This window comes from Leisingera sp. ANG59, assembly GCF_013317235.1.
In the GTDB taxonomy this organism is placed as follows: domain Bacteria; phylum Pseudomonadota; class Alphaproteobacteria; order Rhodobacterales; family Rhodobacteraceae; genus Leisingera.
On sequence record NZ_WLCM01000018.1, the window covers coordinates 60,147 to 84,606 of the forward strand.

Sequence of the window (24,460 nt, forward strand, 5' to 3'; positions counted from 1 at the left end):
ATGACGGCCAAAGCAAAGACCAGCAGTTCGATCATCGAGACGATCAAGACTATCGTCTATGCGCTGCTGATCGCGGGTGTTTTCCGCACCCTGTTCTTCCAGCCCTTCTGGATTCCATCGGGATCGATGAAGGAAACCCTGCTGATCGGGGATTTCCTGTTCGTGAACAAGATGGCCTACGGCTATTCCTACGCGTCCTGCCCCAGCATCCGCATGCCCGCGATCGGGGTGAACATTGATGCCAAGAACATTTGCGGCTTTCTCGACGGCGACAACACCCGCCTGATCGGCGGCGAGCCGGAGCGCGGCGACGTGGTGGTGTTCCGCCATCCGGTCAACGGCAACGATTTCATCAAGCGCCTGATCGGCCTGCCGGGCGACAAGATCCAGATGAAGAACGGTGTGCTGTTCATCAACGGCGAAGCCGTCAAGCTGCAGGATGCAGGCGAGTTCGAGGAAGTGATGGAGCGTCAGGGGCCGCAGGGTTCAATGCCGCGCTGCGAGAACGCGCCGGTGGGCCAGGGCGCCATATGCAAGAAGTCGCGCCAGATCGAAACTCTGCCCGGCGGCAATGAGCATACCGTGCTCAACATCACCAACCAGGGCGTCGACCACACCAGTGTCTACCAGGTGCCCGACGGGCATTACTTCTTCATGGGCGACAACCGCGACAACTCCTCGGACAGCCGCCTGCCGCAGTCCGCGGGCGGGGTCGGGTTCGTGCCGTATGAAAACCTGATCGGCCGCGCCGACCGGATCATGTTCTCCTCCGCCGGGCGCTCCATGCTCTACTTCTGGACCTGGCGCAGCGACCGTTTCTTCAAGGGGATCCAGTGAAGCTGTCCAAGGAACTGCGCGCGTTTGAAGAGCGGATCGGGCACAAGTTTGCCCGTCCCGACCTGCTGCAGCGCGCCGTGACCCATGCCTCCGTCTCCTCCTCCACCCGCAAGGACAACCAGCGGCTGGAGTTTCTGGGCGACCGGGTTCTGGGGCTGGTGATGGCCACGGCGCTCTTGGAGCATGACAAGACCGCCACTGAGGGCCAGCTGGCGCCGCGCTTCAACGCGCTGGTGCGCAAGGAGGCCTGCGCCGACGTCGCCAAGGAGATCGACCTGGGCGCGGTGCTGAAGCTGGGCCGCTCCGAGATGATGTCCGGCGGGCGCCGCAAGCAGGCGCTGCTGGGCGACGCGATGGAGGCGGTGATTGCCGCGGTCTACAAGGACGCGGGCTTTGACGCCGCGGCGGAGGTGATCCTGCGCCTCTGGGGCAGCCGCATCCATAAGGTCGAAACCGACGCGCGCGACGCCAAGACCTCCTTGCAGGAATGGGCGCAGGCGCGCGGGCAGAAGGTTCCGACCTATGTGGAGGTCTCCCGCAGCGGCCCCGACCACGCGCCGGTCTTCACCATCGCCGCGCGGCTGCAGGACGGCACCGAGGCGCAGGCCACCGCAGGTTCCAAGCGGCAGGCCGAACAGGCCGCCGCCAAGGCCCTGCTGGAACAGTTGGGCTAAGGTCAGACCACGCGGATATAGCCCGCAAGCCCGGTCTTCTGGTGCTCGATCACATGGCAGTGGAACGCCCAGTAGCCCGGGTTGTCGGCGACCAGTGCTATCTCGGCCACCTCGTCCTTCAGCAGCAGCATGGTGTCGGTGACCAGAGGTGGCAGCTTGCGCAGGTTTGAATTGATGGGCGCAAACGCCAGCCCGTGCAGGTGGATCGGATGCAGGTTCGGCGACTCATTCCTCAGCCGCAGCACATAGCTTTTGCCGCGCTCCAGCGTGGCCAGCGGCCCGGTGCCCTTGGCTGCATCCCCGGCCCAGGGCGTGCGGTTTATCGACCAGAAGCTGTAGCCCATCGAGCCGCAATAGCCGTCATTCGGCGGCCCGCCCTCCGGCGTCCAGCCAAAGACGAAGTCATGCACCTCTGCATTTGCCAGATCGGGGCGTGAAACCGGGTTCGGCGGCAGCGGTTTCAGCTCCCGCAGATCCCGTGCCAGGTCCGCGCCAACCGACTGCAGCCGCGCCATGATGCGCGCAGGCTGGCCCGGCAGTTCTGCCAGCAGATCCGCCATCTGCCCCTCGCCCGCAGGCATTTGCAGCGCAAAATCCACCCGCTGGCCGGGGCCGACCAGCAGCGGTTCCTCAGCTGAGGGCAGGGGTAGCTCAAACTCCACCGGATGCCCGTCCCAGGCAATGATCCGTGCCTGATCGGTACTCAGGTGCAGCTTGTAGATCCGCGTGGTGTCCGAATTCACCACCCGCAGCCGTACCAGCCCGCCCGCCGGATGATCATAGACTGGCGACTGCAGCCAGTTTGCAGTCAGCACATTGCCGTGGGTCCCGCCGCGGGCCGCACCCCGCGCGGTGTAATAGGGAAGGAACGCGCCCGCATCATCCAGCCGGAAGTCGCGCAGGTTGATCACCTGATCGGCGTCGAACCCGGGGTCCTCCGTTTCCCGGATCACCATCACCCCGGTCAGCCCATGCGCCATTTGGGCCATGGTCCTGCAATGCGGGTGATACCAGTAGGTGCCCGCATCCGGCGGGGTGAATTCGTAGTCGAATGCCTCCCCGCCCGCGATTGGCATCTGGGTCAGGTAGGGCACACCGTCCATTTCATTGTCGATCCGCAGCCCGTGCCAGTGCATCGCGGTGTAATCTTCGGTGCCATTCTCCACCCGCAGATGCATGGGCTTGCCCTGGGTGCCAAACAGAACCGGCGGCGGCGCGTCCGGCGACAGGCTCACCAGCCCCCGGGTCAGCGTTTCACGGAAAGCAAAGCTGGCAGGCTGAATGGTCAGCCTCTGCGCCCCGGCGGCCCCCGCCAATCCCCAGCCGCCCGCACCAATCGCCCCGGCAGATGCAGCAGTTCCTAGCAGAAAATCACGGCGGTTCATCAGGCAGGCCCCTTATGTGCTCTCAAAGACAGGCCTGGCTTGTGGAACTGGCTCGGCGCGGTGGTTCTTTCACGGGATTTGCCACAGGTCTTTGACATAGGGCAAGCTGGCTGAAACCCAATGAAAACGCCTCTGGCCCCTGTGGGTAAATTCCTGTAGAGGCACTGATCTGCAAACAGGACCAGTTGAAATGACCACACGCGCCGGATTCGTTGCTCTGATCGGAGAGCCCAACGCAGGCAAATCCACCCTTCTGAACCGCATGGTCGGGGCCAAGGTCTCGATCGTGACCCACAAGGTGCAGACCACCCGCGCCCGCATCCGCGGCGTGGCGATGGAGGGCGATGCGCAGCTGGTGTTCGTTGACACCCCCGGCTTGTTCAAGCCGCGCCGCCGCCTGGACCGCGCCATGGTGGCCGCTGCCTGGGGCGGCGCCGCGGACGCTGACGTGGTCGTGCTGATGGTGGAGGCCCACCGCGGCATCTCCGAAGGGGCTGAGACCATCCTCGAAGGCCTTGCGGAAATCGGCGAGGGCCGCACAGTGGCGCTGGCGATCAACAAGATCGACAAGGTTCCCGCCGAAAAACTGCTGGGCCTCACCCAGGAGTTGAACAGCCGTTACTCCTTTGCTGAAACCTTCATGATCTCGGCAGAGCGCGGCCATGGCGTCGATGACCTGCGCCAGTGGCTGGCGGGCAAGCTGCCGGAAAGCCCCTGGCTCTACCCCGAGGACCAGATCGCCGACCTGCCGATGCGGATGATCGCGGCGGAGATGACCCGCGAGAAGCTGACCCTGCGCCTGCACCAGGAGCTGCCTTACCAGCTGACGGTCGAAACCGAGAAATGGGAAGAGCGCAAGGATGGCTCCGCCCGCGTCGACCAGATCATTTACGTGGTCCGCGACGGCCACAAGGGCATCGTGCTGGGCAAGCGCGGCGAGACCATCAAGTCCGTCTCTCAGGCCGCCCGCGCCGAGCTGGAGGAATTCCTGGGCCGCAAGGTGCATTTGTTCCTGCAGGTGAAGGTGCGCCCGAACTGGCTGGAGGAGGCAGAGCGCTACTCGGAAATGGGCCTCGACTTCAAGGACGGCAATTGACGCTTCCATGCGCGTCTTCTTTGTAAAAATACTCCCGCCGGAGGCTCCCGCACTGCCCGCGGGCACTGACGCAGGCGGGGGCGCGGCATGACCCGCCTCACTGCCCGGTTCTGGGTGGACGCCTATCTGGCCCGCCTGCGGTTTCAGGATATCCCGGCGTTCATCACGTCGCACGGCGACGACACCGCCGGCGCGGTTCTGGTCAAGCTCAACTCGCTCGACGGCCAGGCCCGGGCCTTCCACCGCACTTATGATCTGATGAGCGGTGACCGCAAATGGGATGAACTGGCCGCCGGGGCAGAAACGGAGGTCGATGCCTCGATCCGCCGCCAACGGGAGTTCGACCCCGATCTCTGGGTGATCGAGGTCGAGGACCGGCAGGGGCGCCATCTGCTGGACGAACCCGGCCTGGAATGATCCCGCTGCTTGCAGCCCGCCCGGCAATGCGCTCTGGTGGGGCGGACCGCAGGACAGGGAGGCCCGGTGTTGGAATGGCGTGATCACGGCATATTGCTTTCGGTGCGCCGCCACGGCGAAAGCTCGGCCATCATTGACGTCTTCACCGAAGAGCATGGCCGCCACGCTGGCATCGTGCGCGGCGGCGCCAGCCGCAGGATGGCCCCGATCCTGCAGCCCGGCGCGCAGCTGGACGTGACCTGGCGGGCGCGGCTGGAGGACCACCTGGGCAGCTACCACGCAGAACCCCTGCGCAGCCGCGCAGCCGCGGCGCTCTCCGGGCGGCTGGCACTGGCCGGGCTCAACACGGTCACGGCGCTGTTGTCCTTCTGCCTGCCGGAACGCGAGCCGCATCCGGGCCTCTATATCCGCAGCGAACAGTTGCTGGACCTCCTGGGTAGCGAAGACCTCTGGCCCCTCGCTTATTTGCGCTGGGAACTGGCGCTTTTGGAGGAGATGGGCTTCGGCCTGGATCTGACCGCCTGTGCCGTGTCCGGCAGCCGTGTCGGGCTGGCCTATGTTTCGCCGAAAACGGGCCGGGCTGTTTCACGTGAAGGTGCCGGGGACTGGGCGGAGCGTCTGCTGCCGCTGCCGCCGGTGATGCTGGGACAGGGCGATGCCGGGAACGCCGAAATCGTGCAGGCCCTGCGCACCACCGGTTATTTCCTGGAGGCGCATCTGGCGCCGTCGCTGGGCAGCCGCCCGCCGCCGGAAGCACGCGCTAGGCTGATGGACCTGCTCAGCCGCCGCCTTTGAACAGCATCTCGCGGCCCGCACTGTTGCTCAGGATCAGCACATCGCCTGAAACCTCTGCCAGCGTCATTTCCTGCAGTGCCTTCAGGAAGGCGCCCTCGGCTTCCAGCTGCGGGCAGGCCATGCGCGTCACCGCCAGCGGCCCGGCCTCGAACCAGGGGTAGGGGGCGCCTTGGCTGCCTTGGAAACTGTTGCAAGGTCCGCTTCCGGCGATCGTTCCCGGTTCCGGGAACGTCAGGGTGGCAGCGGCGGGAATGGCAGCTCCGTCTATGCTTCGCAGCTGCCATTCGGTGCCCGCGGCGCCATAGGCCGACAGGGTTTCATCCCCTGCGCAAGCGCTCGGCAGCAGCAGGGAAGTGATCAGAACAAGACGCAGCACGAAGGCCTCCAGAAACAGTTTCTGCAGCCACTCTGGAATGCTGCTGCGCTTGGCGCAAGGCCTGCCGCGGCGGCCGGCGGGAGCCCCCGACCTCAGTTCTTCCGGATGATCTCAGCGACCTTGCGGCCGATCTCGCTGCTGGCCTTGATCGACGGATGGATCATGTCGGCTGCGTGGTAGGAGCGGTCGCCGTAGGGCACCATGTCCTTGTTCGACAGGAAGAAGATACCTTCATCCTGCGATGCCAGACGGCCGATGCGAGATTCCAGCTCGTTGCCTTCGTCCCGGCAATGCTCGATCAGCGATCCTACCCCGGGGCTGCGCAGGTAGCCGACGTAGATTACCTTGGCCCCGGTTGCGCGCAGCTTCGTCAGCATTGAGGGGATGGCCCCATCAAGCCCGTCAGCCGAAATCAGCTTGTCCATCTTGCGGTCGCAGGCAAAGCAGCCGCAGCCGAGCCACAGGTCGTTGCCGCCGCCATTCACGATCACCCAATCCCATTCGCCGGGTGTAAACTGCTTGCCGATGTTCATCCCGGCAGCTCCCGAAATGGGCAGCTTGTAGATGATCCGCGCGGCAGAGACTGAGCGGTCCACCACCGGTTCCTGCAATTCCCGCGACACCGTGTCTGAAATGGATTTGCCGGCCAGGCTGTGCCAGGCGAGAAGGGAATCCCCCATCGCCAGAATACGGGACGGCTGGTCCGGCTGCACCGTATCGCCGCAGGCGGACAGCAGAAAAAGTATGGGCAAAAGGAGGCAGCGAAAGAGAGACATGCGCAATTGTTAACCACGATTCGTTAAGGATCGAATAACCTGTTTCGGAAACAGATTTATTCTGCGTAGCGGTTGCAGACAGGACGCATGGTGCACGGCGTCCGGCCAGAACAAAAAAGCCCGGCGCGAACGCCGGGCAAGGAGGGGATTGCTCCCCTGCGGTGGTAACTGGCGGGGCTCAACCCAGCAGGCGGCGGGCGATGACCTGTGCCTGGATTTCGGCAGCGCCTTCAAAGATGTTGAGGATGCGGGCATCGCACAGCACGCGGGAGATCTTGTACTCCATCGCAAAGCCGTTGCCGCCGTGGATCTGCAGCCCGTTGTCGGCGGCCGCCCAGGCAACGCGCGCGCCCAAGAGCTTGGCCATGCCGGCCTCCAGGTCGCACCGGTGGCCGTGATCCTTTTCCCAGGCCGAGAAATAGGTTAGCTGGCGGGCGATCATAATCTCCACCGCCATCATCGCCAGCTTGCCGGAGACCCGCGGGAAATTGATCAGCGATTTGCCAAACTGCTTGCGCTCCTGCGCGTACTGCATGGCGATGTCCAGCGCCGACTGCGCCACGCCGATGGCACGGGCCGCGGTCTGGATGCGGGCCGATTCAAAGGTCTCCATCAGTTGCTTGAAGCCCTTGTTTTCCTCGCCGCCCAGCAGGTTTTCCTGCTTCACGTGGAAATTGTCGAAGCCGAGCTCGTATTCCTTCATGCCGCGGTAGCCCAGCACCTCGATCTCGCCGCCGGTCATACCGGGGGTGGGGAAGGGGGCCTCGTCGGTGCCCGGGGTCTTTTCCGCCAGGAACATCGACAACCCGCGGTGGTCGGTGGTGTTCGGATCGGTGCGCGCCAGCAGTGTCATCACATGGGTGCGGGCGGCGTGGGTGATCCAGGTCTTGTTGCCGGTGATCTTGTAATCGCCGTTCTCGTCCTTGACCGCGCGGGTGCGCAGGGAGCCGAGGTCGGAACCGGTGTTCGGCTCGGTGAACACGGCGGTGGGAAGGATCTCGGCGCTGGCCAGTTTCGGCAGCCAGTTGGCCTTCTGCTCCTCGGTGCCGCCGCACAGGATCAGCTCTGCCGCGATTTCCGAGCGGGTGCCCAGCGAGCCGACACCGATATAGCCGCGCGACAGCTCCTCGGAGACCACCACCATCGAGGCCTTGGACAGGCCGAMCCCGCCGTATTCCTCTGGGATGGTCAGGCCGAAGACGCCCATCTCCGCCAGTTCCTCGATGACTTCCATCGGGATCAGCTCATCCTTCAGGTGCCAGTCATGGGCATTCGGCTCGACCTTCTCCACCGCATAGCGGCGGAACTGGTCGCGGATCATTTCAAGCTCTTCCTCCAGGCCGGAGGCACCGAACATGGTGGAACCGGCCTGTTCTTCCATCAGCTCCACCAGACGGGTGCGCGCGGCCTGGCTGTTGCCCTGCTCACACAGCGTCATCACTGCAGGCACCATCAGCGCACGCTGGGCGTCCTGGCTCAGGCCCAGGTCCTGCAGGCGGATGATCTCGCCCTGGTTCATCTGGATGCCGCCGTAGACCTGCCACAGGTATTCGCCAAAGCCGATCTGGTGGAGCAGCTGTTCCATCTCGCCGAACTTGCCTTCACCCTGCAGTTTCTCGGCCCATTTCTGCATCTGCCGCAGCGAGTAGACATAGGTGGCAAGCCAGGACAGACCATGCGCGGCCACCTGGTTTTCCTCGATCAGCTTGCCGGAGACACGGCCGTCGCTGCTCACCATGTCCTTGATGGAGGCGCGTGCGGCCTCCAGCAGCTGGTCCAGCGGTTCCAGCGCTGCGCCGGTCAGCGCCAGCAGGTCGGGAATGAGAGTCGGTTTCATATGCAAGTCCTGTCCGTCGTGGGCCATGAATCAGATCCTTCTTCGGTCGCCCGGTGGTAAATCATTTCGCAGGTGCAGCGCAACAAAAATACTCACGGGTGCGTCATTTGGATCAAATCTTGCGTGTTGATTTTGCCCGTGCAGCACGCTGCGGATGTGGTAGAGCGGAGGTATGACCGCATTGTTTTCGCTTCTTTCCCCGGCTGAGCTGGCAGCGGCCTTTGGCATCGCGCTGCTGGCGGGCACGGTCAAAGGCCTGGTGGGCTTTGCCATGCCGATGATCTTCATTTCTGGCCTCAGCATGTTCCTGGCGCCCGACCTGGCACTGGCCGGGCTGATTCTGCCCACGCTGGTAACTAACGGCATGCAGGCGCTGCGGCAGGGGCCTGCGGCGGCCATGGCCTCGATCCGCAAGTTCCGCGTGTTCCTGCTGATCGGCCTGGTCTGCCTGCTGCTCAGCGCCCAGTCCGTGCGGCTGCTGCCGCAGCAGGCGCTGCTGCTGGTGATCGGCCTGCCGGTTACGGTCTTTGCCTGCATCCAGCTGATGGGCAAGACATTTACCATCGCCAATCCCTCCCGCCGCAGCGAGGCGATGGTGGGGGGCATTGCGGGGCTGATCGGCGGTGTGTCCGGTGTCTGGGGGCCGCCGACGGTGGCCTATCTCACCGCCTTGAATACAGAGAAGACAGAGCAGATCCGGGTGCAGGGCGTGATCTACGGCCTCGGCGCTGTGGCGCTGCTGGTTGCGCATGTGGGGTCGGGTGTGATCCGGGCCGAGACAGCACCGTTTTCGCTGGCGCTGATCGTTCCGGCCGTGGCGGGCATGTGGATCGGCGGCCAGTTGCACGACCGGATCGACCAGGTTCTGTTCCGCCGCGCGACCCTGGTTGTTCTGCTGATCGCCGGGCTGAACCTGCTGCGCCGCGGCTTGCTGATGTAGCGCGGGGGTAGGGGGGCGTCATGCACCAACGGCTCAACGCAGAAGAACTGGCAACCAGCTCTATCCTCGTCGCTCTGGCGGTTATGACGCTGAAGGTGGCCGCCTGGCGGATGACCGGCTCCGTTGCGTTCCTGTCGGATGCGCTGGAGTCGCTGGTTAACATCGGCGGCGCGGTGATGGCCTGGTTCGCGGTGCGCTATGCCCAGCGGCCTCCGGATGCGGGCCACCCCTACGGCCACCACAAGGCCGAATACTTCTCGGCTGTGATCGAGGGCATCCTGATCGTGATCGCCGCCCTGGTGATCCTGCATGAGGCGCTCAACGCGCTGACCCGTACAGGCGATCCCGGTTGGGGCGTTGCCGGCATGGTGGTGAACGCGCTGGCGATGCTGGTGAACCTGGCTTGGGCGCGGGTGCTGCTGCTCGCGGGCACACGTCTCAGCTCTCCGGCCCTGTCCGCCGGCGGCCGCCACCTGATGAGCGACGTCTGGACTTCTGCCGGGGTGCTGGCTGGGCTGGGTCTGGCACTTGCCACCGGCTGGGCTGTGCTCGACCCGCTCTTGGCGCTGCTGGTCGGCGTCAACATCCTGCGCGAGGGCTGGCTGGTGATCGCCGCCTCGGTGAACGGCCTGATGGACACCGCTGCCCCGGAGGAGGACCGCGCCCGGGTCGAAGAGATCATCCACCGCACAGCCAATGGCGCGATGCAGGTTCACGGGCTAAAAACCCGCCGCGCCGGCCGGGCCCTGTTTGTCGAACTCCACATGGTGGTTGACGGCGCCATGACGGTCCGCGCCGCCCATGACATCTGCGACCGGGTGGAGGCCGCCCTGTGCGCCGCCATTCCCGACGTGCAGCCGGTGATTCACGTGGAGCCGGAACACAAGCTGGAGCCCGCCGGTATCGAGCCGCGCTGAAGCGTTTGCATTTCCCCGCCGCCTCCCGTTTAACCGCGCTTAAATCAGGTAAAGGAGCAGGCACATGGCAATGGAGTGGAACAGGCTGCTGAACCCGGGACGGCTGTGCCGGCCGGAGTACCCCGAGGCCCCGGGGCGCGAGGCTTACCTGCAGGACTATGACCGTATCCTGTTCTCCGAGCCGTTCCGGCGGCTGGCGCAGAAAACCCAGGTGCATCCGCTTTACAGCCATGACCACGTCCACCACCGGATGATCCACAGCATGGAGACCTGCAGCGTCGGCCGCTCACTGGGCTCCGGCGTCGGCCAGGCGCTGCTGGCAGCAGGCCGCATCACCCCGGATCAGGTGCTGCGCATCGCCGGCCACGTACAGGCCGCCTGCCTGCTGCACGACATCGGCAATCCGCCTTTCGGTCACTCCGGCGAGGACAGCATCGGCACCTGGTTCGCCGCGCAGTTCCGAGCAGGCCAGGGGCTGGCCGCACAGGTGCCGGCAGACCAGCAGGCCGAATTCTCCCACTTCGAGGGCAACGCCCAGGGGCTGCGCATTGCCGGCCGGCTGGAAATGGCCCGGCGCGAGGGCGGCATGCGGCTCAGCTACGCGACGCTGGGCGCCTTCCTGAAATACCCCTGCACCCGGCAGATCCGCGATGCGGTCTGCGGCAAAGGCCCGGCGCCTTATGCGGGCCTCAAGAAATTCGGCGTCTTTGCCGCCGATACAGCGCTGCTCGATGAAATCTGCACCGCCACCGGCATGATCCGCGAAAGCGCAGGCTGGTACCGCCGCCATCCGCTTGCCTTCCTGGTCGAGGCCGCGGACGACATCTGCTACCGGATTATGGACATCGAGGACGCAGGCGCGGTGGGCGACCTGGACCGGGGTGATGTGGCCGCGGTGCTGGAGGACATCACCGGCAAACCCAACCGCGAGGAAGACGCCGCAATGCCGCTGGGCGAACGTGTCGCCCTGCTGCGGGCGCTGTCCATCGGTGCCGCCACCAGCGCCGTGGTGCAGGCCTTCCTCGACAATTACGACGCCATCATGAGCGGCGAATTCGACGGCGACCTGATCGGCGCCTCGTCCAAGGCAGACGCTTTTGCCGAACTGCAGCGCCTGTCGGTGGAACGCATCTTTGCCGCCCGCCGCAAGACAGAGCTGGAGGTTGCAGGCCGCCAGGTGCTGCACCGCATCCTCGGCCACTTCCACGGGCTTTACACCGATCTGGCCGCCTGCGGCTGGGATCAGGCCGTGCTGGCCAAGGAGCATTCTCACTGGGCACAGCTGATCCGCGCCGTGGATCTCGACCTGCGCGGCGTGGAAGACGCCTGCACCGCCATGCACTCGCTGGCGGATTTCGTCTCCGGCATGACCGACCGCTACGCGGTCAAGGTGCGGGACATGGTGACTGGCAGCCTTCAGGTCTGATCGGTTTCCCGCGCGCGCATGATCTTTTCCCGGGCCGTGCTGTCGCGGCCCGCCATCTGGTCGGTGATCCGGTTTGCCCAGGCGTTGTTTTCGTCCGCCAATGCCTTGATCTCCCGCGCCAGAAAGGCAAAGCCCTGTCCGGCTTTGCCTGCCCGCGCTGCCTCGATGCCCGCGTTGATGGCCAGAATGGACAGTTTCTGCACCGACCGCAGGATGTTCTCCGCCAGCTTGAGGATCTCGGCATTATCCGCTTCGGTCTTCTTCAGCGTGCCTTCCAGCTCCTTGCGCAGGCTGACTTCGGCCGACGCATCCACCACCAGCCCTTCCAGAAAGACCATCTCGCCGCTGTCGTCGTAAACTGCATTGCCACGCTCGCGGACCCATGCGGCGGTGCCGTCGGGCCGGCGCAGCCGGTAGGCCACGTCCCAGTTTTCCCCGGCTGCAATGGCCGCATCCACATCCGCAAAGACACGGTCAATGTCATCGGCATGGGTCAAGCCGACATAGGATACCTTGGCATTGCCAAGGATGTCCGACGTCGGGCAGCCGCACAGCTTCTCAACCTGGCCGGCCATGAACTGCATCGTGAAATTCTCGTCATTGGCACAGCGGTACACGAAGGCGCTGCCAGAACTGAAAATACTGTTGAAAACGGTCAATGCCTGTTGGTCCATCCCGCCCCTCCCTGGGTGTGGCGCAAAACTCAGTAAAACAGCCGTAAAGCTGCGCTTGCGGAAGATTTGCGGTGGAATGGTTAAGGAAGCGTTTACCGGAAAATTAATTTCCTGAAATGAAAAACCCCGGTGCGGAACCGGGGTTTTCTTTACCTGCAGGAATTGAAATGGCGTCAGCCGATGGCTGCGGCTTTCACGTCCTCGTCGATGAACGGCAGGTACTGCTCGAAGTTGTCAGAGAACATCTGCACCAGCTTGGCGGCCTGCGCGTCGTAGGCGGCCTTGTCATCCCAGGTGCGGCGCGGGTCCAGCAGCAGTTCCGGCACGCCCGGCACGTTGACCGGCACATCAAAGCCGAAGTTCGCGTCCTTGCGGAATTCCGCGTCCGCCAGAGAGCCGTCCAGCGCCGCGGTCAGCAGCGCGCGGGTCGCCTTGATCGGCATGCGCGAGCCGGTGCCGTAGGCGCCGCCGGTCCAGCCGGTGTTCACCAGCCAGCAGGTTGCGCCGTGCTGGGCGATCTTCTCGCGCAGCAGGTTGCCGTAAACCTCGGGGCGGCGCGGCATGAACGGCGCGCCGAAGCAGGTGGAGAAGGTCGGTTCCGGCTCGGTCACGCCGCGCTCGGTGCCCGCCACCTTGGAGGTGAAGCCGGACAGGAAGTGGTACATCGCCTGCGCCGGGGTCAGCCGCGCGATCGGAGGCAGCACGCCGAAGGCATCGCAGGTCAGCATGATGATGTTCTTCGGATGGCCGCCGCGGGCGCTGGCCGATGCATTGGAGATGTAATGCAGCGGGTAGGCGCAGCGCATGTTGGCGGTCAGGCTGTCGTCGTTGAAATCCAGCTCCTTGGTTTCCGGATCGAACACCATGTTCTCGATCACGGTGCCGAACTTGGAGGTGGTGGCGTAGATTTCCGGCTCTGCCTCGGCATTCAGGTTGATGGTCTTGGCATAGCAGCCGCCTTCGAAGTTGAAGGTGCCGTTGTCGGCCCAGCCATGCTCGTCGTCGCCGATCAGGACGCGGTCCGGGTCTGCGGACAGGGTGGTCTTGCCGGTGCCGCTGAGACCGAAGAACACGGCAGTGTCGACCGGGTTGCCCTTGGCATGGTTGGCGGAGCAGTGCATCGGCATGATGCCTTTCTCCGGCAGCAGGTAGTTCAGCAGGGTGAACACGGACTTCTTGTTCTCGCCTGCGTATTCAGTGCCGCCGATCAGGATCATCTTCTTGTCGAAGTTCATCGCGATGATGGTCTCGGAACGGCAGTCGTGCTTCTTGGGGTCGGCCTGGAAGCTCGGGCAGTTGATGACGGTGAAGTCGGCGATGAAATCATCCAGGTCTTCACGGTCGGGACGGCGCAGCATGGTGCGGATAAACAGGTTGTGCCAGGCCAGCTCGGTGACCATGCGGACGTTGATCGCATGCGCCGGGTCGGCACCGCCCACCAGATCCTGGACGTAGTAGTCCTTGCCCTTCATGTGCTCCAGCATGTCGGCATAGAGCGCGTCAAAGCCTTCTGCGCTCATAGCGGCGTTGTTGTCCCACCAGATAGTGTCGCGCACGCTGTCGGTTTTCACGACATGTTTGTCTTTGGGCGACCGGCCGGTGAACTTGCCGGTGGTGACCAGGAAGGCGCCGCCATTGCCCAGCGTGCCTTCGCCGCGCTTCAGCGCGGCTTCGATCAGCGCCGGCTCCATGAAGTTGTAATAGACATTGCCCAGACCCTCGATGCCCTGATCCTCGAGGCGGAATTGCGGGTTAACCCGTCCAGATGTCATGCGTTTTTTCTCCTGTGGCGGCGCGGGCGGCACGCAGGCTGCGCGGCTGCGCCAGTGGGGCAATAGAAACGGCATCGCTGCCGGTGGCGCGGTCTTAACATGGCGTTTTGGGCGGTGAACAGGCCGGTTTCAACCAGTTAGCGCCATCAAGGCGATGTTTAGCGCAACCATTGTTCTGCGCCGCGGCAAGTGCCCGCTTGTTCAGCGAACGCTAAGGTATTTTTGCCCCAATTGTGTCCAAAGATCGTCCCGATTCTTCAAATGGGATTGATTCGGCGCACCAGAACGGCGATGAACATGGTAAAAACAAAACATAACAGAGCAGATTAGGGGCAATTCCGATGTCGAAGATTGCTTTGGTTGACGATGACAGGAACATCCTGACATCCGTTTCCATGACGCTTGAAGCCGAGGGCTTTGAGGTCGAAACATATAACGACGGGCAGGCCGCGCTGGACGCCTTCAACAAGAAGCTGCCGGATATGGCGGTGCTGGACATCAAGATGCCGCGCATGGACGGCATGGATCTGTTGCAGCGGCTGCGCCAGAAATCCCAGATGCCGGTGATCTTCCTCACCTCCAAGGATGATGAGATCGACGAGGTGCTTGGCCTGCGCATGGGCGCCGACGATTACGTCAAGAAGCCGTTTTCGCAGCGCCTGCTGGTGGAACGCATCCGGGCGCTGCTGCGCCGCCAGGAAGCGATCAGCAGCGATTCCGAAGGCACCGCCTCGCCCGAGGCCAAGGTGATGGAGCGCGGCAACCTGCGAATGGACCCGCTGCGCCACGCGGTCAGCTGGAAGGGCAAGGACGTGTCGCTGACGGTGACCGAATTCCTGCTGCTGCAGGCGCTGGCCCAGCGGCCCGGCTTCGTCAAAAGCCGCGACCAGCTGATGGATGTGGCCTATGATGATCAGGTCTATGTGGATGACCGCACCATCGACAGCCACATCAAGCGCCTGCGCAAGAAGATGCGCAGCGCGGATTCGGACTTTGCCGCGATCGAAACCCTTTATGGCATCGGTTACCGGTACAACGAAGAGTAAGCGGCCCATCTAAGCGGGGCCTTGTGCCCCCGGCCAGGGGAGTGGCGCGGATGCGCGATACCAGTGTTATGCAACGCCAGCAGGACGGCGATGTGGTCTTGGGGGAGGACTGGGTCACCCCGGACCAGTCGGTGACGCGGGAGATGCAGGTCAAGCGCGCCCGCCGCGGGTTCCTGCCGCTCAAGGGCTCGCCGCTGACCCGCAGGATCATCACCTTCAACCTGATTGCACTGACCATCATGGTTGCGGGTATCCTGTACCTGAGCTCCTCGCGCCACAGCCTGGTGCAGCAGCGCGCCGGCGCCCTGGTGTCCGAGGCGATGCTGGCCGCCGACGTGTTCGAGGCAGAGATGCCTGCAGCCGGAGCCGTCAGCTTTGCCGCCGGTGACGGCATTCAGGCCGAAGACACGCTGGCCCGTCTCAGCCTGCGCGGCGGGGTTGAGGCCTTTGTGTTCGACACCACCGGAAATCTGATATCCAGCATCAAGGGTGTGGACCGCAGCGACGCGCTGAACGTGCTGAATGACAGCGGTGAGCGCCGCACCCTGATCAGCGATGCGCTCTCCAAGCTTTGGGGGCTTGCCGGCGGGGCTGAGCAGCAGGCTGCTGTCTCCGGCCCGTCGCTGGAGGACCGCCTAGGCGGCCTGGTGGACCAGGCGATGAACGGCGGCACCGGCGTTGAAACCGTGGTGGACACCAGCGGCAGCCGGGTGATCTCCGCTGCCACCCCGATCATGCACAACGGTACCGCCGTGGGGGTGATTGCGCTGGCCTCGCCCACCGGCGAGGTGGACGCGCTGGTGCGCGGCGAGCAGGAACGGGTGCTGCAGATGTTCATCGTGGCGCTGCTGGTGTCCGTCGGCCTCAGCCTGGTTTTGGCCTCGACCATCGCCAACCCGCTGTCCGACCTGGCAGAGGCCGCTGAACTGGGCCGCGACCGCGGCAGCCGCAAATCCAACCCGGGCCGGATCCGCATTCCGGACCTGTCCGCCCGCCCCGATGAAATCGGCCGCCTCAGCCGTGCCCTGCGCGGCATGGTCAAGGCGCTTTACTCCCGCATTGACAGTAATGAGCAGTTCGCGGCGGACGTGGCGCATGAGATCAAGAACCCGCTCGCCAGCCTGCAATCGGCGGTTGGAACCCTGCGCATGGTCAAGCGCGACGATCAGCGGCAAAAGCTGCTGGAGGTGATTGAACATGACGTGCGCCGCCTCGACCGGCTGGTCAGCGATATCTCCAACGCCTCACGGCTGGATGCTGAACTGGTCAAGGAGGAAGAGGAAGAGTTCAACCTTCTCTCGATGCTTGGCAACCTGAACCAGTACCTGGGGGAGGACGCCCGCGCCAAGGGTATCGACTACATCACCGATCTGCCCGCCCAACCGGTCCTGCTGCAGGGCCTGGAGGCGCGTCTGGCGCAGGTTTTCGTCAACCTGATCACCAACGCGATCTCCTTCTGCGAGGAAGGCGACGCCATCCGCGTCTGGGCGCGCCGCCGCGCCAACCGGGTGCTGATTGTGGTCGAGGACACTGGCCCCGGCATTCCCGACCAGGCGCTTTCCAAGATCTTCAAACGTTTCTACTCGCAGCGCCCGGTAGAGCATTTCGGCAATAACTCCGGCCTTGGCCTGGCGATCTCCAAGCAGATCGTCGAAGCGCATGGCGGGGTGATCTGGGCCGAAAACATCCGCCCGACGGAGGCCGATGTCACTTCCGAGCCGCTTGGCGCGCGTTTTGTGGTAGGCTTGCCTCTCTGAAGCCGGTTTAGCCCATGTCCGAAACACAAAGCCTCATCCTGCATGCCTCCTGCGTCGCGCTGGAGGGGCGGGGCCTTTTGATCTGCGGCATCTCCGGCCAGGGCAAGTCCGCGCTGGCGCTGCAACTGATGGCCTTCGGCGCCCAGCTGGTGGCGGACGACCGGGTGCTGGTGCAGCTTCTGCACGGGCAACTGGTTGCCAGCGCGCCGGAACCGATCCGGGGGTTGATTGAGGCCCGCTACATGGGTCTCCTGCAGGCGCAGATCCGCAGCCCGGTGCCAGTGACGGCGCTGGTGGACCTCGATGAGGTTGAAACCGAGCGTTTGCCGATGCGCCACACCACCCGGCTCTTGGGGCAGGAGCTGGCGCGGGTCAAACGGTTGGACGGTGCCCATTTCGCCCCGGCGCTGATGCAATACCTCAGATGCGGAGCGCTGGACCCGGATGCCTGAGCAGGTAAAACAGGCGGTCCCGGCGGTGCTGGTCACCGGCCCCTCCGGCGCGGGCCGTACCACCGCAATCAACGTGCTGGAGGATCTTGGCTTCGAGGCGATCGACAACCTGCCGCTGCGCCTGTTGCCCGGCCTATTCGATGCCGCCGCCGCGCCGCGCCCGATGGCCCTGGGGCTGGACAGCCGCAACCGGGACTTCTCACCGCGCGCGCTTCTCGATGTGATCGAGATGCTGTCGGGCCGCCGCGAACTGGAGCTGACCGTGCTCTATCTCGACGCCCAGCCCGACGTGCTCTTGCGCCGCTACTCTGAAACCCGCCGCCGCCACCCGCTGGCGCCCGCGGAATCCCCGGGCGAGGGCGTGCGCCGCGAGCTGGACCTGATGGGGCCGATCCGCGACCGGGCTGACATCCTGCTTGATACTTCCGGCATGAACGTCCACCAGCTGAAGGCCGAGATCGAACGCTGGTTCGCGCCGGGCGGCCGCACCCTGGCGCTGTCGGTGCAAAGCTTCTCCTACAAGCGCGGGATGCCGCATGGCATCGACATGGTGTTCGACTGCCGCTTCCTGTCTAATCCCTACTGGGATCCCGGCTTGCGCGCGCTGAACGGCCGGGACCCGGCAGTGCAGGACTATGTCCGCGCCGATGCCCGGTTCCAGCCGTTCTTCGACCGGGTTCTGGACCTCACCCGGCTGTTGCTGCCGGCCTGCCGGGACGAGGGCAAGTCGCATTTTTCCATCGCTTTCGGCTGCACCGGCGGGCAGCACCGGTCGGTCGCAATGGCGGAAACCCTGGCGAAGGCCCTTGCAGAGGACGGCCTGCAAGTGTCAATTAGACACCGCGAGCTGCAAGGCCAGCAAAAGAAGTGAGAGGCCGGGTTGATCGGGATTGTGATCGTAGCGCATGGCGGACTGGCAAGGGAATACCTTGCCGCGGTGGAACACGTTGTGGGTCCGCAGCCCAGCCTGATGGCCATCGCCATTGGCCCGGATGACGACCGGGGCGCCAAGCAGGACGAGATTTGCAGCGCAGCCAACAAGGTGGACACCGGCGGCGGCGTGGTGGTGGTGACCGACCTCTTCGGCGGCTCGCCCTCCAACCTCAGCCTCAAGGCCTGCGCGCCTGCGGACAGGCGGATTCTTTATGGGGCCAACCTGCCGATGCTGATCAAACTGGCGAAATCCCGCCAGTTGCCGGTTGCCGACGCGGTCCGGCAGGCGATGGAGGCCGGGCGCAAGTATATCAACGCGCAAAACGTAAACCCTGACGGGGAGCAGGCACATTAAATGGCTTTGAAGACGCTGAAAATCATCAATGAAAAAGGGCTGCACGCCCGTGCCTCCGCTAAGCTGGTGGAGGTGGTCGAAGCGTTTGACGCCACGGCAGAGGTGCTGAAGGACGGAATGTCGGCCTCCGGCGACAGTATTATGGGCCTTTTGATGTTGGCAGCCTCGAAAGGAACGACTATTGACGTCGAGACTTCGGGACCCGATGCTGACGCGCTTGCGCATGCGCTGGAGGCTCTGGTGGCCGACAAGTTCGGCGAGGGCTACTAGGGCCCCGCGCCGGCGGCGGAACGGGAAGAGGCACATTGGCGGACACCGCACAAGACAGGAAGACCGGCATCGCGCCGGACACCGCTGAACAGACAACCGGCGAGGTCTATGACCGCCGCACGCTGACCTATGCCAACTCCTTTGACGACCGCTGGACGTCCGTGGCGATCAAGACAATCGAATGGCTGACCGGCAAGCTGACGATCCTGCGCATGGTCAACAAGTTCGAGAAGCGCAACGCCGAATACCGCGGCCAGAAGTTCTGGCGCGGCGCGCTCAACACCATGGGCATCGACCTGCAAACCCCGCAGGAGCAGATCGACAACATCCCCGCCGACGGCCCGGTGGTGATCGTCGCCAACCACCCGCACGGCATGGTCGATGGCATGATTTTCGCTGACCTGATCGGCCGCCGCCGTCTCGACTACCGCATCCTGACCCGCTCGGTGCTGACCGGCCTGGACGAGGCCGCGACCTCCTTCATGATCCCGGTACCCTTCCCGCATGACCCCGAAGCGCAGCGCAAGATGGTGGACATGCGCGCCAAGACCATGGCCTTCCTCAAGGATGGCGGCGCCGTGGCCTTGTTTCCTTCGGGCGTGGTGATGTCGTCCGACAGCTGGTTCGGCCCCGCGGTCGAGCGCGAATGGAACGTCTTCACCGCCCAGCTGATCCGCCGCTCCGGTGCCCGGGTGGTGCCGATCTTCTTCCCCGGCTCGAACTCGCGCTGGTACCAGATCGCCTGCCAGATTTCGCCGATTCTGCGCCAGGGGCTGCTGCTGCACGAGATCGTCCGCTCCTGCAACAAGCCGCAGGCGCCGGTGGTCGGCAAGCCGCTGACCGATGAGCAGATGGAAAAGCTGCACACCGACCCGCGCGGCTTCATGGCTTGGCTGCGCGAGCACACACTGAGCCTCGGCAAGCAAGGCTGAGCCTGCCTGATCACACTGCTGGAAACGAAAAAGCGCCCCGCGGGGCGCTTTCTTGTTCTGTCCCGGCGGTTACCGGGTCGGAACCGGAACCTCGCCCCGGTAATCATAGAACCCGCGCTGGGTCTTGCGGCCCAGCCAGCCGGCCTCGACGTATTTGGTCAGAAGCGGGCAGGGGCGGTACTTGGTGTCCGCCAGCCCGTCGTGCAGCACGTTCATGATCGCCAGGCAGGTGTCCAGCCCGATGAAATCCGCCAGCTCGAGCGGTCCCATCGGATGGTTGGCGCCCAGCTTCATCGATTCGTCGATCGATTTCACCGATCCCACGCCTTCATACAGCGTATAGACCGCTTCGTTGATCATGGGCATCAGGATGCGGTTGACGATAAAGGCCGGGAAATCCTCGGCGCTGGCAGAGGTCTTGCCCAGCCGCGCGACCACGTCCTGGCACGCCTTGAAGGTTGGCTCGTCGGTGGCGATGCCGCGGATCAATTCCACCAGCTGCATCACAGGCACCGGGTTCATGAAATGAAACCCCATGAACCGCTCGGGACGGTCGGTGCGGCTGGCCAGCCGGGTGATCGAGATCGAGGAGGTGTTGGAGGTCAGGATCGTATGCGGCTGCAGATGCGGCTGCAGGTCCTCGAAAATGGCCTGCTTCACGGTTTCCCGCTCGGTCGCCGCCTCGATCACCAGGTCGGTTGCGCCCACGTCCGCCAGCTTCAGCGAGGGCACGATGCGCGCAAGCGCCGCCTTCACATCGTCCTCGGAAATCTTGCCCTTGCTGGCTTGGCGCTCCAGATTCTTGTGGATCAGGCTCAGCGCGCCGTCCAGCGCCTGCTGGCTGACGTCATTCAGCACGACCTCGTACCCGGCCAGCGCCATGACATGGGCAATGCCGTTGCCCATCTGACCCGCGCCGATCACTCCAACCTTCTGAATTTCCATGCCTCAGGCTCCTGAAATAGCTGCGGCAACCATACTGGCCGGGTGCGGGCAGGCACAAGGGCAGCTAACCCGGATTTGAGGCAAATTCTCACTTTAGGGAAATTGCAATGGTTGCCCGCCAAGGTGAGTCTCGGGTGAAAAATTGGTGGTACTATGAGCTACGAACTCAAAAGCGCGGGGGCGCTTGCGGGGGAACCAGTCAGATATGGTCAATCCAGACTGCTGGTGCGGGGGCCGCAAAGGTCCCTGAAGGCCCCTTATGTCGCCTTCCTCGGCGGAACCGAAGTCTATGGGCGATTCGTTGAATTTCCGTTTGTGGATTCGCTGCAGGCCCGGCTGGGGATGGATTGCGTCAACCTGGGCAGCGTGAATGCGGGCCTGGACAGCTTCGCGCAGGATGACACCCTGATCGGGCTGGCCCGCAAGGCCCGGCTGACCGTGGTGCAGATGCTGGGTGCGCAGAACATCTCCAATCCCTATTACCGGGTGCATCCGCGCCGCAACGACCGTTTCCTGGCGGCCCAGCCCGCGCTCAAGACCCTGTACCCTGAAGTCGACTTCACCGAGTTCCACTTCAACAAGCATCTTTTGTGCTCCTTGCGCGACATCTCCGCCCATCGGTTCGAGCAGGTCCGCGAACAGCTGCAGCGCAGCTGGGTCGACCGGATGAGCAGGCTGGTCGATGAACTGGACGGCCGCGTCCTGCTTCTGTGGCTGCGCTATGCGCTGGACGCCGGGGCCGGCTTCCCGGAGGAGCCGGTGCTGGTCGACCGCGCCATGGTTGAGGCGCTGCGCCCCAGGGTGCAGGGCATCCTCGAGATCAAGGCCGCCTCCGCCGCCGCGGCGCAGGATATCTCCGGCATGATCTTCGGCCCGATGGAACTGCCCGCAGCCCGCCACATGATCGGCCCCAAGGAGCATATGAAAATCGCAGAGGCGCTGGCCTGCGACCTGGAGCCGCTGCTGCGCGCCTGAGCGGCAAAGGCCTCAGCCCCAATCAACCCGCACCATCAGAACGGAAAAAGGCCCGCCAATTGGCGGGCCTTCCTTTTGGTCAGCTGTCCGGCCGGGCTCAGCCCAGTTTCTCGGTCAGGGCCGGAACGGCGTCAAACAGGTCGGCAACCAGGCCGAAGTCGGCAACCTGGAAGATCGGTGCTTCTTCGTCTTTGTTGATCGCCACGATGACCTTGGAGTCTTTCATGCCGGCCAGGTGCTGAATGGCGCCGGAGATGCCGATGGCGACATACAGGTCCGGGGCAACTACCTTGCCGGTCTGACCCACCTGCCAGTCGTTCGGGGCATAGCCCGAGTCGACGGCCGCGCGGGAGGCGCCAACAGCGGCGCCCAGCTTGTCGGCCAGGTTCTCGATCAGTTTGAAGTCTTCCTCGGAGCCGACGCCGCGGCCGCCGGAGACAACGATGCCGGCCGAGGTCAGCTCGGGACGGTCGCTTGCGGCAACCTTGTCTTCGACCCACTCGGACAGGCCAGGGTTTGCGGCAGCCGAGATGGTCTCAACCGATGCCGAGCCGCCGTCGCCCGCGGCGTCAAAGGACGCGGTGCGGAAGGAGACGACTTTCTTGGCGTCGTTCGACTTCACGGTCTGGATCGCGTTGCCGGCATAGATCGGGCGCTCGAAGGTGTTGCCGTCGACAACGCCGGAGACGTCCGAGATCACCATCACGTCCAGCAGCGCGGCAACGCGCGGCAGAACGTTCTTGGCGTCGGTGGTGGCCGGAGCAACGATGTGCTCATAGTCGGAGGCCAGGCCCGCGATCAGCGCTGCGGTCGGCTCCGCCAGGCGGTGGCCCAGCGATGCGTCCTCGGCGACCAGCACCTTGGCAACGCCTGCGATCTTGGCAGCTTCTTCGCCAGCCGCAGCAGCAGAGGCGCCAGCGGCCAGAACGGTCACGTCGCCCAGCTTGGAGGCAGCGGCAACGGCTTTTGCGGTCGCGTCCAGCGCCAGCGCGCCGTCGGTCACTTCAGCAAGGAGAAGAACAGCCATTACACAGCCCCCGCTTCTTTGAGTTTCTCAACCAGCTCGTCGACGGAGCCGACGATGATGCCTGCGGCGCGTGCCGGCGGCTCTTCGGTCTTGACGATTTCCAGGCGCGGGGTGACGTCGACGCCGTAGTCGGCGGCGGTTTTCTCGTCCAGCGGCTTCTTCTTCGCCTTCATGATGTTCGGCAGCGACGCATAGCGCGGCTCGTTCAGGCGCAGGTCCACGGTGATGATGGCGGGCATCTTCACGGAAATGGTCTGCAGGCCGCCGTCGACCTCACGGGTCACCTTGGCGTTGCCGCCTTCGATGTCCAGTTCAGAGGCAAAGGTGCCCTGGGACCAGCCCAGCAGCGCCGACAGCATCTGGCCGGTTGCGTTCATGTCGTTGTCGATCGCCTGCTTGCCGCAGAGCACGACGCCGGGCTGCTCTTCCTCGACCACTTTGGCCAGGATCTTGGCAACCGCCAGCGGCTCGATGTCGGTGTGCACGTCGTCGGCAGCAACCACCAGGATGGCGCGATCGGCGCCCATGGCCAGCGCGGTGCGCAGGGTTTCCTGGGCCTGCTTCACGCCGATCGACACCGCAACCACTTCGTCAGCCTTGCCGGCTTCCTTCAGGCGGATGGCTTCTTCGACGGCGATTTCGTCGAAGGGGTTCATCGACATTTTCACGTTGGCGAGATCGACACCGCTGCCGTCCGCTTTGACGCGGACCTTCACGTTGTAGTCAATCACGCGTTTGACAGGCACGAGTACCTTCATTTTGCGTTCTCTCCTTAACAAACGGCAAGCCGCCCAGGGCGACTCCCCCTCTATGCTCTCGCAGCGTTGATACCGGCTGGTGCGGGCGCGCAACAGGGCAAAATCGTCACGTTAGCGCACGCCGACGTCGCGTTTGCTCATTTGGAACATCATTTTTGCAAGAATGTTTCCGGTGGGAAATCCGCCTGCCGCAACGGCAGGGCCCGGCAGCCCCGCATGACGCGTTTGACGCCGGATTCGCAAGAATCCGGCGCCAAAGTGCGAATCAGACCGGGGCAGGGGGCCTCAGCGGTTGGCGCCGGGCACCCACAGCACGTCGTCCTTGCCGCCGTTGTTGGCGGTTCGGGCGGCGACAAAGAACCAGTCGGACAGGCGATTCAGGTATTTCACCGCCGCCGGGTTCACGTCTTCGGTTGTGCTGAGGTCGGTAGCCAGCCGTTCGGCGCGGCGCGCCACTGTGCGGCAGACATGCAGATGCGCCGCCAGTTTCGACCCGCCCGGCAAGATGAAGCTGCGCAGCGCTTCCAGATCCTTGTTCATGACGTCGATCTCGGCTTCCAGCCGCTCGACCTGCGCCACCGCAACCCGCAGCGGCGGGTATTCGGCCTCGGCGTCTTTTTCCATCTCCGGCCGGCACAGGTCGGCGCCCAGATCGAACAGGTCGTTCTGGATCCGCGCCAGGGCGGCATCCATCTCGCCATCCGCCTCCAGCCGTGCCACGCCGACAAAGGAGTTCAGCTCATCCGAGGTGCCATAGGCATTGACCCGCGCCGAATGCTTGGCCACCCGCTCGCCGTTTCCCAGCGCAGTTTCGCCCTTGTCGCCGGTGCGGGTGTAAATCTTGTTCAGAACGACCATCGCCGCTTATCCTCCCTGACTGCGCAGATAGACGTAGGCCAGCAGGATCACCACTGCAATGAATTGAAACAGGATGCGCAGCCGCATCATCTTGTTTGCATTCTTGCGGTTGAACTCGCCGCCCTTGCCAAAGCCGCCAATGCCGACGGCCAGCGCAACAACCACGGCGGCGACAGCTGCCAGTCCCAAATAATACAGCGGATCGCTCATCCTGTCCCCCAAACGCGTTT

Annotated in this window: 27 protein-coding genes; 16 read left to right on the top strand and 11 right to left on the bottom strand. The window is 64.2% G+C overall.

Annotation, left to right across the window (positions count from 1 at the left end; translation table 11 throughout):
- Positions 1-837 carry a signal peptidase I gene (gene lepB / locus GKC28_RS15900; protein WP_174148002.1) on the top strand — a complete coding sequence of 279 codons (837 nt, stop codon included), beginning with the start codon at positions 1-3 and terminating at the stop codon, positions 835-837.
- Positions 834-1,511 (top strand): ribonuclease III, encoded by a 678-nt coding sequence (rnc, locus tag GKC28_RS15905; protein ID WP_174148003.1) that lies wholly within the window; start codon positions 834-836, stop codon positions 1,509-1,511. Before lepB ends, rnc begins: the two co-directional genes overlap by 4 nt.
- Positions 1,512-1,513: 2 nt before the next feature.
- Here rnc and GKC28_RS15910 read toward each other — a convergent pair whose 3' ends face one another.
- Positions 1,514-2,896 carry a multicopper oxidase family protein gene (locus GKC28_RS15910; protein WP_174148004.1) on the bottom strand — a complete coding sequence of 461 codons (1,383 nt, stop codon included), beginning with the start codon at positions 2,894-2,896 and terminating at the stop codon, positions 1,514-1,516.
- A 190-nt stretch (positions 2,897-3,086) separates the two neighbouring features.
- On the opposite strand from GKC28_RS15910, the gene era reads away from it, so the two are divergent.
- The 3 genes from era to recO all read left to right on the top strand — a co-directional run bounded on the left by era (position 3,087) and on the right by recO (position 5,204).
- Positions 3,087-3,992 carry a GTPase Era gene (gene era / locus GKC28_RS15915; protein ID WP_174148005.1) on the top strand — a complete coding sequence of 302 codons (906 nt, stop codon included), beginning with the start codon at positions 3,087-3,089 and terminating at the stop codon, positions 3,990-3,992.
- 87 nt (positions 3,993-4,079) lie between these two features.
- The gene (locus GKC28_RS15920) at positions 4,080-4,409 is read left to right on the top strand and encodes a DUF1491 family protein (protein ID WP_174148006.1); all 330 of its coding nucleotides are present in this window, start codon (positions 4,080-4,082) and stop codon (positions 4,407-4,409) included.
- 69 nt (positions 4,410-4,478) lie between these two features.
- A complete protein-coding gene (recO, locus tag GKC28_RS15925; protein WP_174148007.1) occupies positions 4,479-5,204 on the top strand; it encodes a DNA repair protein RecO in 726 nt (241 codons plus the stop codon).
- On the opposite strand, the gene GKC28_RS15930 is transcribed toward recO, so the two are convergent.
- The 3 genes from GKC28_RS15930 to GKC28_RS15940 form a co-directional block, all read right to left on the bottom strand.
- The gene (locus GKC28_RS15930; RefSeq protein ID WP_174148008.1) at positions 5,188-5,580 is read right to left on the bottom strand and encodes an META domain-containing protein; all 393 of its coding nucleotides are present in this window, start codon (positions 5,578-5,580) and stop codon (positions 5,188-5,190) included. The two genes, recO and GKC28_RS15930, sit on opposite strands and share 17 nt — an antisense overlap.
- Before the next feature lie 92 nt (positions 5,581-5,672).
- On the bottom strand, positions 5,673-6,356 hold the full coding sequence (locus GKC28_RS15935) for an SGNH/GDSL hydrolase family protein (protein ID WP_174148009.1): 684 nt from the start codon (positions 6,354-6,356) through the stop codon (positions 5,673-5,675).
- Between the two features lie 178 nt (positions 6,357-6,534).
- Positions 6,535-8,220 (bottom strand): acyl-CoA dehydrogenase family protein, encoded by a 1,686-nt coding sequence (locus tag GKC28_RS15940; RefSeq protein WP_174148010.1) that lies wholly within the window; start codon positions 8,218-8,220, stop codon positions 6,535-6,537.
- A 145-nt stretch (positions 8,221-8,365) separates the two neighbouring features.
- On the opposite strand from GKC28_RS15940, the gene GKC28_RS15945 reads away from it, so the two are divergent.
- The 3 genes from GKC28_RS15945 (at position 8,366) to dgt (ending at position 11,476) form a co-directional block, all read left to right on the top strand.
- The gene (locus GKC28_RS15945; RefSeq protein WP_174148011.1) at positions 8,366-9,133 is read left to right on the top strand and encodes a sulfite exporter TauE/SafE family protein; all 768 of its coding nucleotides are present in this window, start codon (positions 8,366-8,368) and stop codon (positions 9,131-9,133) included.
- Positions 9,134-9,153: 20 nt separating this feature from the next.
- Complete coding sequence (locus tag GKC28_RS15950; RefSeq protein ID WP_174148012.1) at positions 9,154-10,050, top strand: cation diffusion facilitator family transporter; 897 nt, start codon at positions 9,154-9,156, stop codon at positions 10,048-10,050.
- A gap of 64 nt (positions 10,051-10,114) precedes the next feature.
- Entirely contained in the window at positions 10,115-11,476 is a 1,362-nt protein-coding gene (gene dgt, locus GKC28_RS15955; protein ID WP_174148013.1) for a dGTP triphosphohydrolase, read from the top strand.
- Here dgt and GKC28_RS15960 read toward each other — a convergent pair.
- Both GKC28_RS15960 and GKC28_RS15965 read right to left on the bottom strand, forming a co-directional pair.
- The gene (locus tag GKC28_RS15960; protein WP_174148014.1) at positions 11,467-12,150 is read right to left on the bottom strand and encodes a PAS domain-containing protein; all 684 of its coding nucleotides are present in this window, start codon (positions 12,148-12,150) and stop codon (positions 11,467-11,469) included. The genes dgt and GKC28_RS15960 overlap by 10 nt on opposite strands.
- Before the next feature lie 173 nt (positions 12,151-12,323).
- Positions 12,324-13,922 (bottom strand): phosphoenolpyruvate carboxykinase, encoded by a 1,599-nt coding sequence (locus GKC28_RS15965; RefSeq protein ID WP_174148015.1) that lies wholly within the window; start codon positions 13,920-13,922, stop codon positions 12,324-12,326.
- Between the two features lie 341 nt (positions 13,923-14,263).
- Between GKC28_RS15965 and GKC28_RS15970 the strand changes: the two genes are divergently transcribed.
- Genes GKC28_RS15970 through GKC28_RS16000 form a run of 7 tightly spaced genes read left to right on the top strand, consistent with a single transcriptional unit; the run spans position 14,264 to position 19,667 of the window.
- Positions 14,264-14,968, top strand: a complete 705-nt coding sequence (locus GKC28_RS15970; RefSeq protein ID WP_174148016.1) for a response regulator transcription factor — start codon at positions 14,264-14,266, stop codon at positions 14,966-14,968.
- A 50-nt stretch (positions 14,969-15,018) separates the two neighbouring features.
- Positions 15,019-16,725 carry a sensor histidine kinase gene (locus GKC28_RS15975; RefSeq protein WP_174148017.1) on the top strand — a complete coding sequence of 569 codons (1,707 nt, stop codon included), beginning with the start codon at positions 15,019-15,021 and terminating at the stop codon, positions 16,723-16,725.
- 14 nt (positions 16,726-16,739) lie between these two features.
- Positions 16,740-17,177 (top strand): HPr kinase/phosphorylase, encoded by a 438-nt coding sequence (locus GKC28_RS15980; protein ID WP_174148018.1) that lies wholly within the window; start codon positions 16,740-16,742, stop codon positions 17,175-17,177.
- On the top strand, positions 17,170-18,048 hold the full coding sequence (rapZ, locus tag GKC28_RS15985) for an RNase adapter RapZ (RefSeq protein WP_174148019.1): 879 nt from the start codon (positions 17,170-17,172) through the stop codon (positions 18,046-18,048). Before GKC28_RS15980 ends, rapZ begins: the two co-directional genes overlap by 8 nt.
- 9 nt (positions 18,049-18,057) lie before the next feature.
- Complete coding sequence (locus GKC28_RS15990) at positions 18,058-18,465, top strand: PTS sugar transporter subunit IIA (RefSeq protein ID WP_174148020.1); 408 nt, start codon at positions 18,058-18,060, stop codon at positions 18,463-18,465.
- On the top strand, positions 18,466-18,735 hold the full coding sequence (locus GKC28_RS15995) for an HPr family phosphocarrier protein (protein ID WP_019296580.1): 270 nt from the start codon (positions 18,466-18,468) through the stop codon (positions 18,733-18,735). It abuts the gene before it with no gap.
- 35 nt (positions 18,736-18,770) lie between these two features.
- On the top strand, positions 18,771-19,667 hold the full coding sequence (locus GKC28_RS16000) for a lysophospholipid acyltransferase family protein (RefSeq protein WP_174148021.1): 897 nt from the start codon (positions 18,771-18,773) through the stop codon (positions 19,665-19,667).
- 69 nt (positions 19,668-19,736) lie between these two features.
- Here GKC28_RS16000 and GKC28_RS16005 read toward each other — a convergent pair whose 3' ends face one another.
- Positions 19,737-20,612, bottom strand: a complete 876-nt coding sequence (locus GKC28_RS16005; RefSeq protein ID WP_174148022.1) for a 3-hydroxybutyryl-CoA dehydrogenase — start codon at positions 20,610-20,612, stop codon at positions 19,737-19,739.
- A 153-nt stretch (positions 20,613-20,765) separates the two neighbouring features.
- Between GKC28_RS16005 and GKC28_RS16010 the strand changes: the two genes are divergently transcribed.
- Positions 20,766-21,587 carry a DUF6473 family protein gene (locus GKC28_RS16010; protein WP_174148023.1) on the top strand — a complete coding sequence of 274 codons (822 nt, stop codon included), beginning with the start codon at positions 20,766-20,768 and terminating at the stop codon, positions 21,585-21,587.
- Positions 21,588-21,684: 97 nt separating this feature from the next.
- Here the strand turns inward: GKC28_RS16010 and GKC28_RS16015 are convergent, their stop codons facing one another.
- The 4 genes from GKC28_RS16015 to GKC28_RS16030 form a co-directional block, all read right to left on the bottom strand.
- On the bottom strand, positions 21,685-22,614 hold the full coding sequence (locus GKC28_RS16015; protein ID WP_174148024.1) for an electron transfer flavoprotein subunit alpha/FixB family protein: 930 nt from the start codon (positions 22,612-22,614) through the stop codon (positions 21,685-21,687).
- Positions 22,614-23,372 (bottom strand): electron transfer flavoprotein subunit beta/FixA family protein, encoded by a 759-nt coding sequence (locus tag GKC28_RS16020; RefSeq protein WP_039186665.1) that lies wholly within the window; start codon positions 23,370-23,372, stop codon positions 22,614-22,616. The genes GKC28_RS16015 and GKC28_RS16020 overlap by 1 nt, the downstream gene beginning before the upstream one ends.
- A gap of 285 nt (positions 23,373-23,657) precedes the next feature.
- Entirely contained in the window at positions 23,658-24,230 is a 573-nt protein-coding gene (locus GKC28_RS16025) for a cob(I)yrinic acid a,c-diamide adenosyltransferase (RefSeq protein ID WP_174148025.1), read from the bottom strand.
- 6 nt (positions 24,231-24,236) lie between these two features.
- On the bottom strand, positions 24,237-24,440 hold the full coding sequence (locus GKC28_RS16030) for a twin transmembrane helix small protein (RefSeq protein ID WP_174148026.1): 204 nt from the start codon (positions 24,438-24,440) through the stop codon (positions 24,237-24,239).
- Positions 24,441-24,460: the final 20 nt, after the last annotated feature.

Excerpts from the sequence above, each read along its gene's own strand:
- lepB (WP_174148002.1), top strand. The coding sequence starts at position 1 with ATGACGGCCAAAGCAAAGACCAGCAGTTCGATCATCGAGACGATCAAG.
- GKC28_RS15910 (WP_174148004.1), bottom strand. The coding sequence starts at position 2,896 with ATGAACCGCCGTGATTTTCTGCTAGGAACTGCTGCATCTGCCGGGGCG.
- era (WP_174148005.1), top strand. The coding sequence starts at position 3,087 with ATGACCACACGCGCCGGATTCGTTGCTCTGATCGGAGAGCCCAACGCA.
- GKC28_RS15920 (WP_174148006.1), top strand. The coding sequence starts at position 4,080 with ATGACCCGCCTCACTGCCCGGTTCTGGGTGGACGCCTATCTGGCCCGC.
- GKC28_RS15935 (WP_174148009.1), bottom strand. The coding sequence starts at position 6,356 with ATGTCTCTCTTTCGCTGCCTCCTTTTGCCCATACTTTTTCTGCTGTCC.
- GKC28_RS15945 (WP_174148011.1), top strand. The coding sequence starts at position 8,366 with ATGACCGCATTGTTTTCGCTTCTTTCCCCGGCTGAGCTGGCAGCGGCC.
- GKC28_RS15950 (WP_174148012.1), top strand. The coding sequence starts at position 9,154 with ATGCACCAACGGCTCAACGCAGAAGAACTGGCAACCAGCTCTATCCTC.
- dgt (WP_174148013.1), top strand. The coding sequence starts at position 10,115 with ATGGCAATGGAGTGGAACAGGCTGCTGAACCCGGGACGGCTGTGCCGG.
- GKC28_RS15960 (WP_174148014.1), bottom strand. The coding sequence starts at position 12,150 with ATGGACCAACAGGCATTGACCGTTTTCAACAGTATTTTCAGTTCTGGC.
- GKC28_RS15965 (WP_174148015.1), bottom strand. The coding sequence starts at position 13,922 with ATGACATCTGGACGGGTTAACCCGCAATTCCGCCTCGAGGATCAGGGC.
- GKC28_RS15970 (WP_174148016.1), top strand. The coding sequence starts at position 14,264 with ATGTCGAAGATTGCTTTGGTTGACGATGACAGGAACATCCTGACATCC.
- GKC28_RS15975 (WP_174148017.1), top strand. The coding sequence starts at position 15,019 with ATGCGCGATACCAGTGTTATGCAACGCCAGCAGGACGGCGATGTGGTC.
- GKC28_RS15980 (WP_174148018.1), top strand. The coding sequence starts at position 16,740 with ATGTCCGAAACACAAAGCCTCATCCTGCATGCCTCCTGCGTCGCGCTG.
- rapZ (WP_174148019.1), top strand. The coding sequence starts at position 17,170 with ATGCCTGAGCAGGTAAAACAGGCGGTCCCGGCGGTGCTGGTCACCGGC.
- GKC28_RS15995 (WP_019296580.1), top strand. The coding sequence starts at position 18,466 with ATGGCTTTGAAGACGCTGAAAATCATCAATGAAAAAGGGCTGCACGCC.
- GKC28_RS16005 (WP_174148022.1), bottom strand. The coding sequence starts at position 20,612 with ATGGAAATTCAGAAGGTTGGAGTGATCGGCGCGGGTCAGATGGGCAAC.
- GKC28_RS16010 (WP_174148023.1), top strand. The coding sequence starts at position 20,766 with ATGAGCTACGAACTCAAAAGCGCGGGGGCGCTTGCGGGGGAACCAGTC.
- GKC28_RS16015 (WP_174148024.1), bottom strand. The coding sequence starts at position 22,614 with ATGGCTGTTCTTCTCCTTGCTGAAGTGACCGACGGCGCGCTGGCGCTG.
- GKC28_RS16020 (WP_039186665.1), bottom strand. The coding sequence starts at position 23,372 with ATGAAGGTACTCGTGCCTGTCAAACGCGTGATTGACTACAACGTGAAG.
- GKC28_RS16025 (WP_174148025.1), bottom strand. The coding sequence starts at position 24,230 with ATGGTCGTTCTGAACAAGATTTACACCCGCACCGGCGACAAGGGCGAA.
- GKC28_RS16030 (WP_174148026.1), bottom strand. The coding sequence starts at position 24,440 with ATGAGCGATCCGCTGTATTATTTGGGACTGGCAGCTGTCGCCGCCGTG.